The organism is Hoylesella pleuritidis (genome assembly GCF_963541955.1).
Lineage (GTDB): Bacteria > Bacteroidota > Bacteroidia > Bacteroidales > Bacteroidaceae > Prevotella > Prevotella pleuritidis.
Genome location: NZ_CAUTUT010000023.1, coordinates 1 through 16,082 on the forward strand (window position 1 = coordinate 1; position 16,082 = coordinate 16,082).

The 16,082-nt window shown below is 42.4% G+C and carries 12 protein-coding genes, 1 tRNA gene and 1 pseudogene; 4 read left to right on the plus strand and 10 right to left on the minus strand.

Annotated features, from left to right (window positions below; genetic code table 11):
• Together RWY97_RS09140 and RWY97_RS09145 are read right to left on the minus strand one after the other, a co-directional pair.
• On the minus strand, positions 1-733 hold a 733-nt coding region (locus tag RWY97_RS09140), incomplete at its 3' end, for an AAA family ATPase (RefSeq protein WP_315566790.1).
• On the minus strand, positions 730-1,041 hold the full coding sequence (locus RWY97_RS09145; protein WP_315566791.1) for a DUF3853 family protein: 312 nt from the start codon (positions 1,039-1,041) through the stop codon (positions 730-732). The genes RWY97_RS09145 and RWY97_RS09140, both read right to left, overlap by 4 nt.
• 356 nt (positions 1,042-1,397) lie before the next feature.
• Here RWY97_RS09145 and RWY97_RS09150 point away from each other — a divergent pair.
• Together RWY97_RS09150 and RWY97_RS09155 are read left to right on the plus strand one after the other, a co-directional pair.
• Positions 1,398-1,600 (plus strand): annotated as a pseudogene (locus tag RWY97_RS09150) (helix-turn-helix domain-containing protein).
• Between the two features lies 1 nt (position 1,601).
• The gene (locus RWY97_RS09155; protein ID WP_315566793.1) at positions 1,602-3,056 is read left to right on the plus strand and encodes an N-6 DNA methylase; all 1,455 of its coding nucleotides are present in this window, start codon (positions 1,602-1,604) and stop codon (positions 3,054-3,056) included.
• On the opposite strand, the gene RWY97_RS09160 is transcribed toward RWY97_RS09155, so the two are convergent.
• The 8 genes from RWY97_RS09160 to RWY97_RS09195 form a co-directional block, all read right to left on the minus strand.
• Complete coding sequence (locus tag RWY97_RS09160) at positions 3,039-3,722, minus strand: hypothetical protein (RefSeq protein WP_315566795.1); 684 nt, start codon at positions 3,720-3,722, stop codon at positions 3,039-3,041. The genes RWY97_RS09155 and RWY97_RS09160 overlap by 18 nt on opposite strands.
• A gap of 499 nt (positions 3,723-4,221) precedes the next feature.
• A tRNA-Ser gene (locus RWY97_RS09165) sits at positions 4,222-4,306 on the minus strand.
• Positions 4,307-4,542: 236 nt separating this feature from the next.
• A complete protein-coding gene (gene nqrF, locus RWY97_RS09170; RefSeq protein WP_315566797.1) occupies positions 4,543-5,811 on the minus strand; it encodes an NADH:ubiquinone reductase (Na(+)-transporting) subunit F in 1,269 nt (422 codons plus the stop codon).
• Positions 5,812-5,817: 6 nt separating this feature from the next.
• Positions 5,818-6,444, minus strand: a complete 627-nt coding sequence (gene nqrE, locus RWY97_RS09175; protein ID WP_024991700.1) for an NADH:ubiquinone reductase (Na(+)-transporting) subunit E — start codon at positions 6,442-6,444, stop codon at positions 5,818-5,820.
• 3 nt (positions 6,445-6,447) lie between these two features.
• The gene (locus RWY97_RS09180) at positions 6,448-7,071 is read right to left on the minus strand and encodes an NADH:ubiquinone reductase (Na(+)-transporting) subunit D (protein ID WP_021584698.1); all 624 of its coding nucleotides are present in this window, start codon (positions 7,069-7,071) and stop codon (positions 6,448-6,450) included.
• A 28-nt stretch (positions 7,072-7,099) separates the two neighbouring features.
• On the minus strand, positions 7,100-7,831 hold the full coding sequence (gene nqrC / locus RWY97_RS09185) for an NADH:ubiquinone reductase (Na(+)-transporting) subunit C (RefSeq protein ID WP_315566800.1): 732 nt from the start codon (positions 7,829-7,831) through the stop codon (positions 7,100-7,102).
• Between the two features lie 4 nt (positions 7,832-7,835).
• Positions 7,836-9,002, minus strand: a complete 1,167-nt coding sequence (locus RWY97_RS09190; RefSeq protein WP_021584752.1) for an NADH:ubiquinone reductase (Na(+)-transporting) subunit B — start codon at positions 9,000-9,002, stop codon at positions 7,836-7,838.
• Between the two features lie 2 nt (positions 9,003-9,004).
• Positions 9,005-10,357, minus strand: a complete 1,353-nt coding sequence (locus RWY97_RS09195; protein WP_315566802.1) for a Na(+)-translocating NADH-quinone reductase subunit A — start codon at positions 10,355-10,357, stop codon at positions 9,005-9,007.
• A 250-nt stretch (positions 10,358-10,607) separates the two neighbouring features.
• Here RWY97_RS09195 and RWY97_RS09200 point away from each other — a divergent pair, with 250 nt between their 5' ends.
• Positions 10,608-15,035, plus strand: coding sequence for a translocation/assembly module TamB domain-containing protein (locus tag RWY97_RS09200; protein WP_315566803.1), 4,428 nt, complete (start codon positions 10,608-10,610; stop codon positions 15,033-15,035).
• Between the two features lie 449 nt (positions 15,036-15,484).
• The gene (locus RWY97_RS09205) at positions 15,485-16,081 is read left to right on the plus strand and encodes an RNA polymerase sigma factor (protein WP_314740210.1); all 597 of its coding nucleotides are present in this window, start codon (positions 15,485-15,487) and stop codon (positions 16,079-16,081) included.
• Position 16,082 lies beyond the last annotated feature (1 nt).

Sequence of the window (16,082 nt, forward strand, 5' to 3'; positions counted from 1 at the left end):
TGAGCCGAAAAGCAAATTTGTCGAAGGGTTTGGAACGAATGATGGCAGGGGCAACAATGCTTCGCTCGGGTAGAGTGCTATCCTTCGTGATTTGAAGGACAGTCTCTGCCTTGTTGTTAAGTTCGGTGCCGATATGTCCTCGTGCGTTGTCGTCGCCTTTATTGAGGTGAAGCACGGTCTGAATGTGAATATTCTGCTCGCTCGTCCACTGCATCAAGTCGCCCACGAGTTTGGTCGCCTCCGTGGAGTTGTTGATATCAAGCATCAAATCACGAATACCATCGATGACCACTAAACCCACGTTAGGCGTGTTGTAAATGCCATAACGGATGATTTCTCTACGCTCGTTTGGGTCGGCAATGGCTCTGAGGTGGCTGAATTTCAGATGCTCAGGCTCTTTGTCTATAGGTTGTCCTGCCAATCGCAGAATGCGTTGCATCACCAATTGGCAATGATAAGGGCTTTGTTCCGTGTCGAAGTAGAGGATATTTCTTTTCGATTCGGGAAACGAAGCCTTATATTCCAGCACTTGCCCATTAACAAGGGCTGCTGCAACGATGGCACTCACATTGAAAGTTTTCTTTGCTTTTGCCTTGCCTGTCGATACACTGAAATTACCTAACGTGCCGATGATGGCTTCGCCTGCTTGCAACACAACGGGCGGAAACGAGAACTCATCCGTAACATGGATAAGCGAGGCTTTCCAAATGTTTTCATAATCGGTCGTGTTCATCCTCGTCCTCCCGTCTTTCGTCCTGCCAATTCCAGCGCAAGGTCGGCATCCACAATAATTTTGCGACCCACTTGTGTAATGGCACGATTGATTTTTCCACTCTGTTTGATGCGATTAGCTGTGGGCAGGCTGCATCCAAAGAGGCGTGCGATGCCAGCCAAGCCGTACACATATCGTCTTTCTTCTTTGGAGGAGGAAACCTTTGTTTCCTCTCCACCTATGGACATATTGCCGTGCTGTGCAAGGAAAAGCAACTCTTCACCGGTCATCTGCCAAACAGGTTTGCCCAATAATTCATTTATAGTCATAATTCGATTGTTTTGAAATGAATAACTCGCCCTTGCGCATAGGGCATTTAGTCAGGTCTGACGATGCAAAAGTAGACGGCTTTTGGTGTTATTCCAAGAGGCAGGGATATAGCGGGAAGTATAGGGAGATGCAAGGAAATCAAAGACTGTCAAAATGCTCAACATGCATTCAAAAAGTGAATAGTTTCGGGCAAAAGCACGTTGTTCTTTAATCATCATTGATTGTTTAAGAGATTACTTTTGGTGTCCTCTCACTGGAAAAATTATTTCCTGTAGCGTGAAAGTTCCGTTTTTCTTCGTTTTATTCATTATAAGTTCATAACTTTGTAATCAATGTCAGGATAAACTATCATCCAATGGGACAGAAAAAAGAGCATAGCAACCTTATCAAAGAGCACCTGAAGAAGCGAGGCATCACCCAAACGTGGCTTGCCAAAGAGTTGGGCATGATTTTAGCATCACAAATGCCTATGTCTGCAATCGCAAGCAACCCAACCTCACCACCATCTTCAAAGTGGCAGACTTGCTTAAAATTTCACCCAAAGAATTAGTAAAATAAGATGGCAAGAAAAGTAAAAACTCTCATAAATCAAGAAGGTATAGATAGACGAGAGGTTGGATATTATTCAACTCCTCATTTTGTTGCCGAATATTTAACCAATGAAATGTTAAGCATAAATCCGTATGGATTAAATGTGCTTGACCCAGCCACTGGAAAAGAGGAACTGTTAAAGTATTTCTATAATAAAAAAAAGAATATTGATTCATTCGACATAATAGATTATGGCGAACATCAGTATTCTAACTTCACGTGTAAAGACTTTCTTGAGTTTTATATTGGGAGATTACAAAGCCTTCCTATGCAATGTAAAGAGTATGATTACATTATAGCTAATCCACCTTATAACTGCCACGAAGTTTCCTATATTAAGGATAATAAAAGGAAGTTATCATTGGCATTTCCAGTAGGTGCTTATAATATGTACTCAATGTTTTTGTCGGCTATGATAAGTATAGCAAAGGAAGGCTGTCTTATAGGAATTATAATATCAGACTCTTTCTTGACAGCTACCCTCCATGCAAAACTTAGAGAGCAAATTTTCACAGAATGTTCTATTCATCAGTTACTTCTTTGCCCCAATAATTTATTTTGGTCACAAGGGGCAGATGTTAGAACGTGTTTACTAATCTTGCAAAAAGGACGCAGATATCAAGGGTATGTAAAAATTATGAATCGTCCTAATTGTGTTGAGGAGTTTAAAGAGCGATTGAATAACCATCAGTTCAAAACATGTGCACTTGATGACATCAGGTTAGGAAAGGAACTTAAACTTAATCAATTTATTATAGATTTAGAACCAGATATTATTAATTTATTGAAATATAACATACCTTTGGGTAAGCAATACAAATGTGTTACTTGCATATCTACAGGAAATGATGAAAAGTATCTATCAAAAGAGATTAAAGAAGGGTTTAACGTACCATTTTATAAAAACCCCGCAAAACGAAAGTTTAAATCAAAACCAGATGCTTATATAATTGATGATTATATGGAGGAATCGCTCAAAGCAAAAGACTTTATGGTTCGAAATAAAATCTTTTTAAGAGATGAGGGAATAGCATGTTCATCTATGGGATTACCATTTAGTGCTGTGTACAAACCCAAAAACGCAGTATCTGGAGTCAATGCTACCATTTTCCCAGGAAAAGAAAATATTTATTGGCTAATTTCATATTTAAACAGTAGTTTAGTTACATACTTTGTTAGAGGAGTACTAATACGTTCAAATATGGTTACTTCTGGATATGTATCAAGGATTCCGATGATTGAGTTTTCAGAAAATGAGAAGCACACATTGGAAGAAGTTGCAAAAAATGTTATATCAGGTACTTTATTAGAAGAACGGGCTATTCAGATTATTGATATTATTGTTTTCAATTCATCGGGAATATCTGAACAAAGTAAATCAAAGGTAAAGGATTTTGTTAAAAATTTAGGGAAGGTCGTTTGACCGTCCCTTTTTATTTCTTTTTTTCTTTTTGCCTTCTGCAACTTGTATTTCTTTCTTTAATTCTTCTATGAAAGTCGCATTCGTTCTTTTTTTAGCTTTATTTAAGTCCTTTGCATATGAGGATTGAAGATTTCCATTATTACTTGGGTTTACATAAAGATCTGGAATCCAAGCTATAGGCATAACTACAGCTTTAGTAAGTTCAATACTCATATCCTTGTTAAATTTAATGAGAAAGGTAGCTATCATAAAAATATGATTAGGATCTTCGTTGTAGAAGTTAATCAAGCCCTCAGCTTTCGAGATATCATCCTTTGTTCTTTTTCCACCTAGAACAGCAGACTTAATGTTAATATACAAAGGGCTGTGACCATCAAATTCACATTTCATATCATATACAGAAACCTCAGAATCAGAAGCTGTTACTTTTGAGATTCCAAATTCATTATGGTGAACCTCAAGATTCTGTGTAATAAGTTCCTCTATGATTCTCCAAACGGTACGACCTTTTGCTGCTTTTCTCCAACCAAATGGAAACTGCTCAAGTTTGCCAATACTTACTTTGCCAACTTTTTGGATAAGTTTTGTCAAGCTTTCCTCAAGACTTTTACGAAGAGACTCGACCTCCTTTAATTCATTTGCTGCCATTATAAATTCTATAGACATAAACACGCCCTCTCTTCCTTAGGAAAGAGGGCGTGGAGAGGATTATTGGTATCAAGGCCTAGCACAGCCCACTTTAGGCAACAATCTTTATATCCACACCCTCTAAGAGGCGTGAATATCCGAGATTTGGCCGACCTAAAGATATTTTGAGATGCTAGTTCAGATACTTCAGTCGAGTCAAGGATATTTATACTTAATATACCTTTTTATTATATTTATTTAGAAATCAATACTAATACTACATGCTAAACACAATGCAATTTGTATTGCAAAGGTAGTGCTTTTTTTATTATTACGTCAAAATATAAAGTGGAAAGTATCGTTCTATCGAAAAGTTTTGATATATCTTATAACTATTATCCCCCTCAAAACACAATAGCAGAATTGTCATATTGCTTCTATATAGTTTGGAATCTTACGATATATCTTTTCGAAACATTTATTCTGGGTGTAATAAAGGGTGTAAATCACATAACTCGTTGATTTACACCCTTGTTTGCGGAGAGAGAGGGATTCGAACCCCCGGTGCCTCTCAGCACGACGGTTTTCAAGACCGTTGTAATCGACCACTCTACCATCTCTCCAAAAGATAAAAATAGCTTCAAATCTAAATTTAAGTGCAAAGTTAATGCATTCTTATGAAGTTCGCAAATTTTTCACAGACTTTTATTTATAAACTCGTAGAATTACCCCTTAAAATCAAACCAGTAAATATAAATTTAATAAATCAAACCAAAAGAATAATCCTTAATGCTATTCATAAAAGACCGTTCCAGAGTAATTACTGAAACGGCCACCTCCACATAATTTGAATATCAATTTATCCAAAATTATCAAACATAATACTCTCAGGATCTACACCGAGACAATCTAACATCTGTTGTACAGCCTTACTCATAGGACCAGGACCACACATATAGTATTCGATGTCTTCGGGTGCCTCGTGATCTTTCAGATAGGTTTCATACATTACTTGGTGTACAAATCCGACAGTATAAGGCTCGTGTACTTTGTCCGCTTCAGGGTCGGGACGATCAAGTGCGAGGTGAAAATGAAAATTAGGGTACTCTTTTTCCAAAGCACGAAAATCTTCAATAAAGAAAGCTTCACTGAGCGACCGAGCGCCATAAAAATAGTGCATCTCACGGTCGCGCGTGTGCAGAGTTCTCAGCATATGCATAATTTGTGCACGTAGAGGAGCCATTCCGGCACCTCCTCCCACCCAAATCATTTCCTTTTTGGAATTGAATATAGGATGAAAATCACCGTATGGACCACTCATACGTACCTTATCTCCAGGCTTGCGCGAGAAAATATACGACGACGCGATACCCGTAGGTACATCTTGGAAACCAACTTCAGGACGCGGTTTGAAAGGTGTGGTAGCGATACGCACAGTGAGTGTGATTCGATCGCCTTCGGCCGGGTAGTTAGCCATTGAATAGGCGCGAACTGTTGGCTCAGCATTATGCGCCTTCAAAGAGAAGATATTGAACTTCTCCCACACCGGAAGATAGGTTGAACCTATATCGTTTTTATCGAAATCTTTATCGTAATCAATGCAATCGTAAGCAGGAATCGCGATCTGGGCGTACGAACCAGGAATAAAGTCCATATGCTCTCCAGGTGGCAATTCTACGATAAACTCTTTGATAAACGAGCTTACATTTTTATTCGATATCACCGTGCACTCCCACTCTTTGACGCCCAGCACACTCTCGGGTACTTTGATCTGGAAATCGCCCTTCACCTTGCATTGGCACCCCAGTCGCCAGTGATCTTTGATTTGTTTCCGAGTGAAATGCGACCGCTCCGAGTCGAGAATCTCTCCGCCACCTTCCAATACCTGCACTTTGCATTGCCCACAACTGGCTTTGCCGCCGCACGCCGAAGGAAGAAAGATTCCATTCTCGTTCAGCGTGGCCATCAGATTATTTCCTTGCCCAACGATTAGTTCTTTGTCACCGTTGATCGTGATCGTCACTTTTCCACTCGGCGAAAGATATTTTTTTGCTACAAGCAGCAAAATAACCAACAAAAGGATAGTAATTAAAAAGACACCAATACTTATTAATATAAATTGTCCCATAGTTTTCTATAATTTAAGTCCTGAGAAACACATCATTGCCATTGCCATCAGTCCTACGGTGATAAACGTTATTCCTAATCCCTGCAAGGGTTTGGGCACGTCACCATATTGCATTTTCTCGCGAATGGCTCCCATTGAGACAATAGCGATCGTCCATCCGATTCCACTTCCGATAGCATAAGCAATGCTGTCCCAAATGTTTCCGATATATTGCGTGTTACTCGGATCGAGATTGATACGCTGCTGCATAAACAACGATGCCCCCATAATCGCACAATTCACAGCTATCAAGGGCAGAAAGATTCCCAGTGCAGCATATAATGAGGGCGAATATTTCTCAACAATCATTTCTACGAGTTGTACGATGCCGGCTATCACAGCAATAAACAAGATAAAGCTAAGGTACGACAGATCCACACCTTCAATCAAACAATCGGGTCCGAGAACGCACGTTTGCAAGAGATAATCTACCGGTACAGTAACCAACAGCACGAAAGTAACGGCCAATCCCAGGCCTAATGATGTTTTCACATTCTTAGAAACGGCAAGAAACGAACACATACCGAGAAAGAACGCAAAAATCATATTGTCGACGAAAATCGACCGGAAAAAGAGATTTATAATGTGTTCCATAACTTATTTTTCCTTATAAAAGTAAGCACGATGCACCCAAATAACACATCCCAAAAGGATTAATGCCATCGCAGGCATCGTCATCATCCCATTATTTATATATCCTGCATCATAAGCCGATTGCGGAATGATAGTGAATCCGAGTAATGTTCCACGTCCGAAAAGCTCGCGAATAAAACCCACAATAACCAAAATCACCGCGTAACTAAGTCCGTTACCAAGCCCATCGAGGAAACTTGGCCAAGGTTTGTTCATCATAGCAAAGGCTTCGAGACGTCCCATCAAAATACAATTAGTAATAATCAAGCCCACATACACCGACAACTGCATACTCACATCATAGGCAAAAGCTTTCAACACTTGGCTTACAATAGTAACCAATGCAGCCACGACAACTAATTGAACGATGATTCGGATTCGGTTAGGAATGGTATTCCGGATAGCAGATATAATGACATTAGAAAATGCTGTGATGATAGTCACGGCGAGTCCCATCACGATTGCCGGCTTCAACTGCGAAGTCACGGCCAAAGCGCTGCAAATACCGAGTACTTGAACCATAATCGGGTTATCCAAATTCAGCGGATTCACAAACACCTCTTTATTTTGTTTTGAAAATAGAGCCATTTCTTTTTAATATCTAAATGTTCACATTCTATTTGTCAGATAGAAACTTAACATACTGTCCGAGACAGTCGTGCAGCATATCACTCACACCGTTCGAAGTCAGCGTAGCACCTGTTACCGCATCCACTTGTGTAGAAGGATCTTTCAAATCACTGAGTTTTTTCACTGACAAGGCTACATTTTCCACACTGTTTCTGGCAAAAAGATGCCTACCTCTGAACTTTGCTTGCCACTGTGCATTATCTTTAATTTCGGCACCTAAACCTGCCGTTTCACCTTCGTGATTGAAATACGCACCGTAAACCGTAGCTTTGTCAGCATTAATGGCAATGTAGCCGCTGATCGGTCCCCACAATCCCATACCATAAACAGGGATAACATACTTTTCTTCTCCATTCACTTTACAAATGTAGAGCGCCAATTTACCGGCCTTGAAATCTGCACTTTTTAGAGCAAAGCCATCTTTTTCGCCTCCCATCGAGCCCGACTCGATGATTTTTCCTTGTGCATTGATCACTTCATCGGCCACGATCACCTCCTTATATTTAGCTGATACCTGCTCGTCACTCAATCCGCGAATATTCAAAGAATACAGTATCTGCTTTTTTTTATCCAATGCCACATTCGCATCTTGAGCTGATTTCAACGTCTGAGAGACAAAGGCAAGTAGGAAAGAGACAATCACCACGATGATCGCCGAATAAATAAGGGTGTATAAGTTGGAATTAGTATCCCATCGTTTCTTCATTTCTTCTGCCATAACTTTATCTCTCATTAGAAATTAAACGTTTCATTCGCTTTCCGATATTGCGCTGAACCACACAGTGATCGATCAGCGGTGCGAACATATTCATCAGCAAAATAGCCAACATCATACCCTCAGGATACCCAGGGTTCATCACTCTTATAACAATGGCCATCGCTCCAATGAGCAGTCCATAGACATATTTTCCGCTTTCAGTACGGGCCGATGTCACCGGATCTGTGGCCATAAAGACAGCACCAAAAGCAAATCCGCCCAATACCAGATGCTCATACCAAGGGATGGGTGTCGACCCCAAAGCCGAAAAAAGAGCAGCTATCAGACCTCCACCGACAAAAACACTCGTCATCGTTTTCCACGAAGCAATGCCTGTCCAGAGTAAAATCACGGCACCGATAGTAATAGCGATGACACTTGTTTCGCCGATAGATCCCGGGATAAAACCCGTAATCATATCGCAAAGTGTATAAGGTACGCCACTGCCTTGGGCAATCTCACCTAACGGTGTGGCACAAGTCATTGCATCAGGAAGTGTATTTCCTAATCCGAAGATGGTATCCTTAGCCACCCAAACGGCATCGCCACTCATCTTAGAAGGATAAGAGAAAAAGAGAAATGCACGTGTGATGAGGGCCACATTGAAAATATTCATACCCGTTCCGCCGAAAATCTCTTTGGCAAAAACCACAGCAAAGGCACAAGCAATGGCCAAAATCCACAGCGGACAATTAACAGGCACGATCATCGGGATGATGATTCCCGACACCAAATAGCCCTCTTGGATCTCTTCTCCTTTCCATTGTGCCCACGCAAACTCAATACCTAATCCCACGATATAGCTTACCAGGATTTTAGGTAACACGGCCAGAAATCCGAAAAAGAACAAATCAAGGAAAGAGGCATCGGCCAAAGTCCCTGCCAATCGATAATTCTGATAACCGATATTATACATACCAAAAAGCAATGCAGGCATCAGTGCGATAACTACAATACTCATAATACGCTTCGAGTCAATGGCATCGTGGATATGGGCACCTGTCCTTGCTGTCGTATTGGGCACGTACAGAAAAGACTCAAACCCTTCGAATACGCTGCGAAAAGCGTGAAGTTTACCGCCATCTTCAAACTGCGGTTTAATCCTATTGAGATAGTTTCTTAATCCAGACATAACTATGCGTTTTCTTTTCTTAACTTATTCAAACCCTCGCGAACAATGTGTTGCAGTTCGAGTTTAGATGAATCGACAAACTCGGCCACCGCAAAGTCTTCAGGAGAAACCTCATAGATGCCGAGCTGTTCCATCTTATCAATGTCATTAGCAATGATAGCTTTGATGAGATATTCACCCAAAATGTCCATCGGCAGCACCTCATCGTATTCGCCGCTCATAATCATATGGCGCTCGCCGCCTTTCATACGCGCATCGAGCGTGTATTCCTTATTCTTTCCGAAGAGCCAACTGAAATAGCTCCGAGACGTAGAAAACTGACTCGTTCGCGGTAAAATCCATCCCAAAAACTCATCGGCATCATCACCCTCGGGTATCACCGTCACCTCCGAAACGTGTGCCCCGAGATAATCGCTCAATGTGCTTTTACGTCCTGTCAACGGATTCCCATTAATAATCCGCACGTGATCCGTATGGTTAAGCCGCCCTTGCAGCATATCGGCCAATGGTGTTCCCACCAAAGCATCAACATAAACCGGAGACTCAACTTCACTTCCTGCCACAGCAACCGTACGTGTCAGATCAACCTTTCCTGTTTCGAACAACCGACCGAAAAAGATTACTGCCGTTGGGTCTACCGTCCAGACTACTTCGCCTTTATTGACCGGTGAAATATGATTGACCTGCACCCCGACATTGCCTGCGGGACAAGGACCATCGAATATTACGTTAGTTACATCGTGAAAAGCCGTTAATTTGGTTGTATTTTGCAGTTTCCCGCAACCCAAATAAACGTTAGTGATCTTGGATAATGCAGTTAGACCCGTTTGAAAGGCTGATTCGTTGCCCTGCAACTCGAAGTCGAAGTCACCTGCCAAAGGCATATCCCGCAATGCCGAAACAAAGATTCCCTTGGGTTGCGAAGTAGGCGTTGTAACCACAGCATAGGGTAATTGTGTGATGAAACCAAACAATCCGGCTTCAAGCAAGGCCGTTTTAACGGCCTCTCCGTCGAGCATAGCCACGTCTTTCACACCGAAGTCCGTGAACTGTTGCTCTTTATCGGCCTTTACTTTCACACAAAGCACTTTGCGCCGATTACCTCGAACTACAGCCGAAACCGTCCCGCTGACAGGCGAAGCGAACCTGATTACAGGTTCATTCTTGCTGACAAACAAAGCATCGCCGGCCTTAATAACATCGCCCTCACGCACAACTACCTTCGGAGTGATGCCGACGAAATCATCAGGTACCAGCGCATACTCCTCGCTTGGCCGCAGTTCCGTCTTCACGTCCTTAGCTTTGCCTTTCAGGTTAATGTCTAAGCCCTTGCGCAACTTAATCACATTTACCATAATAACAGTATATTTTTTGAAGATTCAACTAATTCCTCTCGTTATCTTTCAATCTCGTTGTTAATCTTATTCACCGCTATTCAACAAACGACACGAATAAGATCCCACCCCACTCGGCACCGGACCTCATCTGTCATAAGTTGTTTACGCGATGCAAATATAGTGAAAAAACGCCATTAGAGAAAGAAAAACGGATGATTTGTTTCAGTTTACCGCAAAATTAGCGTAATTTTGTCGCACAATAAAAGAATTGAAACGGTTAAAGCATCTCATCAACAGCGTGATATGGATCATCGCCGGTCTGTATCTTTTCATTATTTTACTGCTGCACATCCCGGCAGTACAACGCGCTATCGGAACAGAAATCGGCTCTCTGATTGCAAACAAGCTCGGTACAAAAGTGCATATCGGACGTGTGGATTTGGGATTGATGAATCGCTTGATCATCGATGATCTTACCGTTTTCGACCAAACAGGGAAACCTCTTTTACGAGCTTCTCGACTCTCGGCAAAATTTGATTACTTACCGCTTTCACAAGGTCGAGTCTCCATTTCATCTGCACAGATCTTCGGACTGCGAGCCAATCTCTACCAGGAAACAGCTGAAACGAAATCGAATTTTCAATTTGTCATAGATTCATTAGCGCCAAAAGACACTACTACAAGTACTCCACTCGACCTCCGCATTCGGTCACTCATAATTCGACACGGTGCTGTCAAGTACGACAAGTGGTACAGTGCACAGACCAGCGATATCTTCTCGCCGGCTCATCTCCATCTGACCGACATTAGTTCTCACGTCCTTCTCAACATATTTCGTTCCGATTCGCTGAATATCAACCTAAAAAAACTGTCGTTCAACGAGTCTTCGGGCCTGCAATTACGCTCTCTTTCTTTCAAAATAGCAGCCAATCGACAATCTGCATCACTCAAAGATTTCAAATTAGAGATGCCAGCTTCACGTGTAGAAGTAAGTGACTGCAACGCGACTTACCGCCTGACGGACAACAAACTCGAATGGCCCTCGCTACAATATGCGGCCAACATCAAATCGTCTTTTGTTACACCGGCCGACTTCAAATGGTTAATGCCACAACTGAAAGATTTCGTTCATCCGCTGACCGTCGCCTCATCCCTCTCCGGGACAAGTACATCTGTTCGTATCAATGCCCTCAATATCGGATCAAACAATGGTAGCTTGCGTCTCACTGCAAACGGATCGGTAGGAAATTGGCTATTAAGACCCAAATGGTATGCACACATTTCCGACCTGAAAATGAGTGCTGCGGGCATCAAGTTCATTGCCGACAATCTCGGAACACGGCTCAACCTCCCCGCCATCGTTACCCGACTGGGCAATATTCATTATCGAGGCGAAATCGGAGGTTACGGTACCGATATTGCCGCCAGAGGTGTTTTACAAACCGATGCTGGACAAGCCAACCTAATGATGGGTAAACATCGCCAACGATTCAATGCCCAAATAGAAACGCAAGGACTTGATTTGAAACGCCTTTTAACCGACAATCATTTCGGGAATGTGGCTACCCGCATTGCCGTTGACGGAACTTTCCATCCCAACAGTCTGCCAACAATTACAGCTCGAGGCACCATTTCCAAGTTCGAATATAATGACTATATTTACCATAACTTATCCATTGATGGTTCATTCCATCAAGGAACATTCGACGGAACATTCGGAATGGACGATCCCAATGGGCAAATCGACCTCAAAGGACGTTTCAATTTCATTTCCAAAACGCCTTCTGCCAATCTCATCGCAACGATCAGACACCTCAATCCGAGTCGACTCAATATCTCGCATCAATGGCCCGGCACGACATTCGACTTCAATTTGGCAGCCGATTTTGAGGGAAAGACATTGAATACAGCAATTGGAAAGATCGACTTAACAGATTTTTCAATGAAGTCGGAGAGCCGAACCTATGCGCTCTCTGCCTTCAAACTCAAAGCCATAAACGAAGGAAAGGCCCGTGTGTTGACTCTTAACAGCGATTTCGGAAACCTCACCGTTAACGGGAAATACGATTACACCACACTCGCCCAGAGTTTTATCAACCTTGTAGGCAGTAAGCTCCCTACTCTACCGGGCCTTCCTCGACTGACGAAAACTGTCCAAAATGACTTTACAGTGAATGCAACCATTACACGTTCAGACTGGTTACAGCAGTTGTTCGATATTCCGTTGGAACTCAGAAAGCCCTTGCACATTGAAGGAAATATCAGCGACAAAACCCGAGAACTCAATCTATCGCTCAATGTTCTCGACTTTTCTTACGACGGGAAACGCTACACCGGCGGGAATATTCGAATCAAAACGCCTAACGACACATTGACGGCCATTACCCGAATCAATAAAATCAGCGACGACGGCCATCGCTTCGAGCTAAATATCAACGCATCGGCAACCGACAACAAGCTATCTACTTCCATCGCATTCGACAATCACAGCAAAACCCATTTACGCGGTGTTTTCAACAGCAGAACTCATTTTTTCAAGACCGAAGCGGGTATCTCGGCCGCTCGGATCAATGTGTTACCATCGGATATTATGGTGGGCGACACCGTGTGGAACGTGCAACCGGCAGACATCACATACAGTAAGAACCATTTAGAAGTAAACGATTTCACCATCGCCCACCACAATCAACACATCATTCTGTCAGGACTTGCAACGCAAAAAACTACGGATTCGCTTTTCGTCGATCTGAAAGAAGTAAATGTGAACTATATTCTGAACCTCATAAACTTTCATTCTGTTGAGTTCAGCGGCCTCGCTACGGGGCGTGCTTACATCGCCGGAGCTTTTGCCAAGCCCCAAGCTGCCGGCCGACTCACTGTCGACCGATTCAGATTCGAGAATGGGCAGATGGGCATTCTCACAGCAAATGTCGCTCTGAACAATCGAGATGACCAGCTCGACATCAATGCTATTGCCAATGATGGACCGCTTTCGCAAACATTAATCAATGGTTATGTGTCGCCGAAACACGACCGCATAGATCTCACCATCAGTGCACGCAACACGCGAGCAACTTTTTTAGAGAGTTTCTGCAGCAGTTTTATGCGTAACGTCAACGTATTTGCCACAGGCGATCTCCGTCTTTACGGGCCGTTGAGCAATATCAATTTGGCCGGTGATGTTACGGCAAACGGCACAGTAGACATCAGCAGTCTGAACACGACTTACACGTTAAAGAACGCCGTTATCAGTCTGATTCCCGACGAAATACGGTTGATGAACGACACAATATATGACCATCAAGGACATCGAGGCATCGTTTCGGGCAGCCTTCACCACAAGAGTCTGCGCGATCTGTCGTTCGACATTGGCGTAAAAGCCAATAACCTATTGGCATTAGACCTCAAAGGAATAAACGGGAATTCTTTTTACGGTACTGTTTTTGCTACTGGAAGCTGCAACATTCGTGGTAAAAGCGGAGAAGTGAACATAGATATAGACGCACGATCAGAGAAAGGAAGTGAAGTGGTTTACAACACAACGAACCCTGATGCCATCAGCAACGGCAGCTTTATCCATTGGAAACAAACATCGATCGGCACCGACACGACAGCTATCGAAGCACTGCAAGAAAAACCTACACCTCCCAATGAGATCGACATTCCTACCGACATTCGTCTGAATATGCTGATGAATGTCACCCAAGATGCCACATTGAAACTGATAATGGACGCAAAAACAGGAGACTATATCACACTGAACGGAAGTGGAGTGATACGTGCCACTTATTATAATAAGGGTGGATTGGATATGTTCGGGAACTATCTTGTCAACCACGGAATCTACAAACTCACCGTGCAAGACGTCATTAAGAAAGACTTCCGATTTAAAGAAGGCGGCACAATTACTTTCGGCGGTGATCCATATAATGCTCGCCTCAACCTCACCGCACAATATACAGTGAACGGCGTGAGCCTATCCGATTTACAGATCGGGCGCAGTTTCTCCAACAACAACATCCGGGTGAACTGCCAAATGAAGATTACCGGCACGCCCAACACCCCTAAAATAGATTTCGGTCTTGATATGCCGACGATCAACAGCGATGCCAAACAGATGATATACAGCCTCATCAACAGTGAAGAAGAGATGAATCAACAGGTACTTTACTTGCTGACCATTGGTCGATTCTATCATCAAAGCAGCAACAACTCATATTTGGATAAGAATAACCAACAAAGTCAGACATCACTGGCAATGCAGAGTCTGCTGAGCGGAACATTGAGTCAGCAGATCAATAATGTACTGAGCAGTGTAGTAAATAATACGAATTGGAACTTCGGAGCTAATATTTCAACCGGAGATGAGGGCTGGAACAATGCTGAATACGAAGGCTTACTGAGCGGACGATTGTTCAATAACCGCTTGCTAATCAACGGTCAGTTTGGTTATCGGGACAATCCGAATGCCACGACGAGCTTTATCGGCGATTTTGACATCCGTTATCTGCTCTTCGCTAGCGGCAATTTAGCTATCAAAGTATATAATCAGACCAATGATCGCTACTTTACGCGCAACAGTCTGAACACCCAAGGCCTGGGATTCATTATGAAAAAAGATTTCAACGGATGGCGGGATTTATTCGGAATATATCGCAAAAGGAAGACAGAAAAGCGAAAACAAAGACAAAAATAATCATCCGACAGAAAACTGTTTAGCAACTCTCTCTCAATAGCTGAGTCCTCCTTTCTGCACAAAGAATTTGAGACTGCCCTGCGATTAACACCTCTTCACCTTACAATTAACGGCTAATCGCAAGACAAAAAGCATCTAACGGCAAGCCATTTAGAGACTTTCCATAATGTTAAAAACAAAACATTATTGATTGAAAATTTGCTTTTGTCAAATATAAAAATTATATTTGCCGATGTATTTTGTGATTTCGAGATTTTCGAAATCGTCCCTCGAGGTTGGTAGCTTCCTGCACCAACCTCTTTTATCGATGTGAAGTTCTGGATATTTTTTGCTGAATATTTGCACGAATCCACAAAATTCTCTATCTTTGCAACAAATTTTAATGTTCCAAATACAATAAATTCGTAAAGCCTATTGATAGAAATTTACTCAATCAAAACATTTAAAGGATGAAAAATCTGATGGATATGACAGATGAGGAACTCGCTCTGTCGTATACAAATGGAAGCAATAGGGCTTTCGACATACTGCTGGAACGCAACCAGTCGAAGCTTTTTTCATATATCCTTTTCGTGGTTCGTGACCGCGAACAGGCTAATGACCTCTTTCAGGAAACTTTCGTGAAGATCATTACCAAGTTACAGGAGGGGAAATATACTACTACCGGTAAGTTCGGGGCGTGGATAATGCGAATCGCTCACAATGTGATAATGGATTGGTATCGCAGTAAACGATCGGACAAAACCGTGGAACAGAGCAATGATAACGATTTATCTAAATTCAGTCCGGCAGATCTTCTTGACCTCAATGTTGAGAATCGTTATGTTAACGATCAAGTAATGAGTGATGTGAAGAAAATAATGAATCTGCTGCCGGCCACACAACGCGAGGTGGTTTTTATGCGATTCTATCAGGATTTGTCGTTTAAAGAAATCGCAGAACTGACCAATGTCAGTATTAATACGGCACTCGGACGTATGCGTTATGCCATTCTGAATATGCGCAGAATAGCCAAAGCCCACAATGTAGTCTTGCAATTAGACTAAG

Coding starts and splice junctions, on each gene's coding strand:
- RWY97_RS09145 (WP_315566791.1), bottom strand. CDS start 1,041: ATGACTATAAATGAATTATTGGGCAAACCTGTTTGGCAGATGACCGGT.
- RWY97_RS09155 (WP_315566793.1), top strand. CDS start 1,602: ATGGCAAGAAAAGTAAAAACTCTCATAAATCAAGAAGGTATAGATAGA.
- RWY97_RS09160 (WP_315566795.1), bottom strand. CDS start 3,722: ATGTCTATAGAATTTATAATGGCAGCAAATGAATTAAAGGAGGTCGAG.
- nqrF (WP_315566797.1), bottom strand. CDS start 5,811: ATGGGACAATTTATATTAATAAGTATTGGTGTCTTTTTAATTACTATC.
- nqrE (WP_024991700.1), bottom strand. CDS start 6,444: ATGGAACACATTATAAATCTCTTTTTCCGGTCGATTTTCGTCGACAAT.
- RWY97_RS09180 (WP_021584698.1), bottom strand. CDS start 7,071: ATGGCTCTATTTTCAAAACAAAATAAAGAGGTGTTTGTGAATCCGCTG.
- nqrC (WP_315566800.1), bottom strand. CDS start 7,831: ATGGCAGAAGAAATGAAGAAACGATGGGATACTAATTCCAACTTATAC.
- RWY97_RS09190 (WP_021584752.1), bottom strand. CDS start 9,002: ATGTCTGGATTAAGAAACTATCTCAATAGGATTAAACCGCAGTTTGAA.
- RWY97_RS09195 (WP_315566802.1), bottom strand. CDS start 10,357: ATGGTAAATGTGATTAAGTTGCGCAAGGGCTTAGACATTAACCTGAAA.
- RWY97_RS09205 (WP_314740210.1), top strand. CDS start 15,485: ATGAAAAATCTGATGGATATGACAGATGAGGAACTCGCTCTGTCGTAT.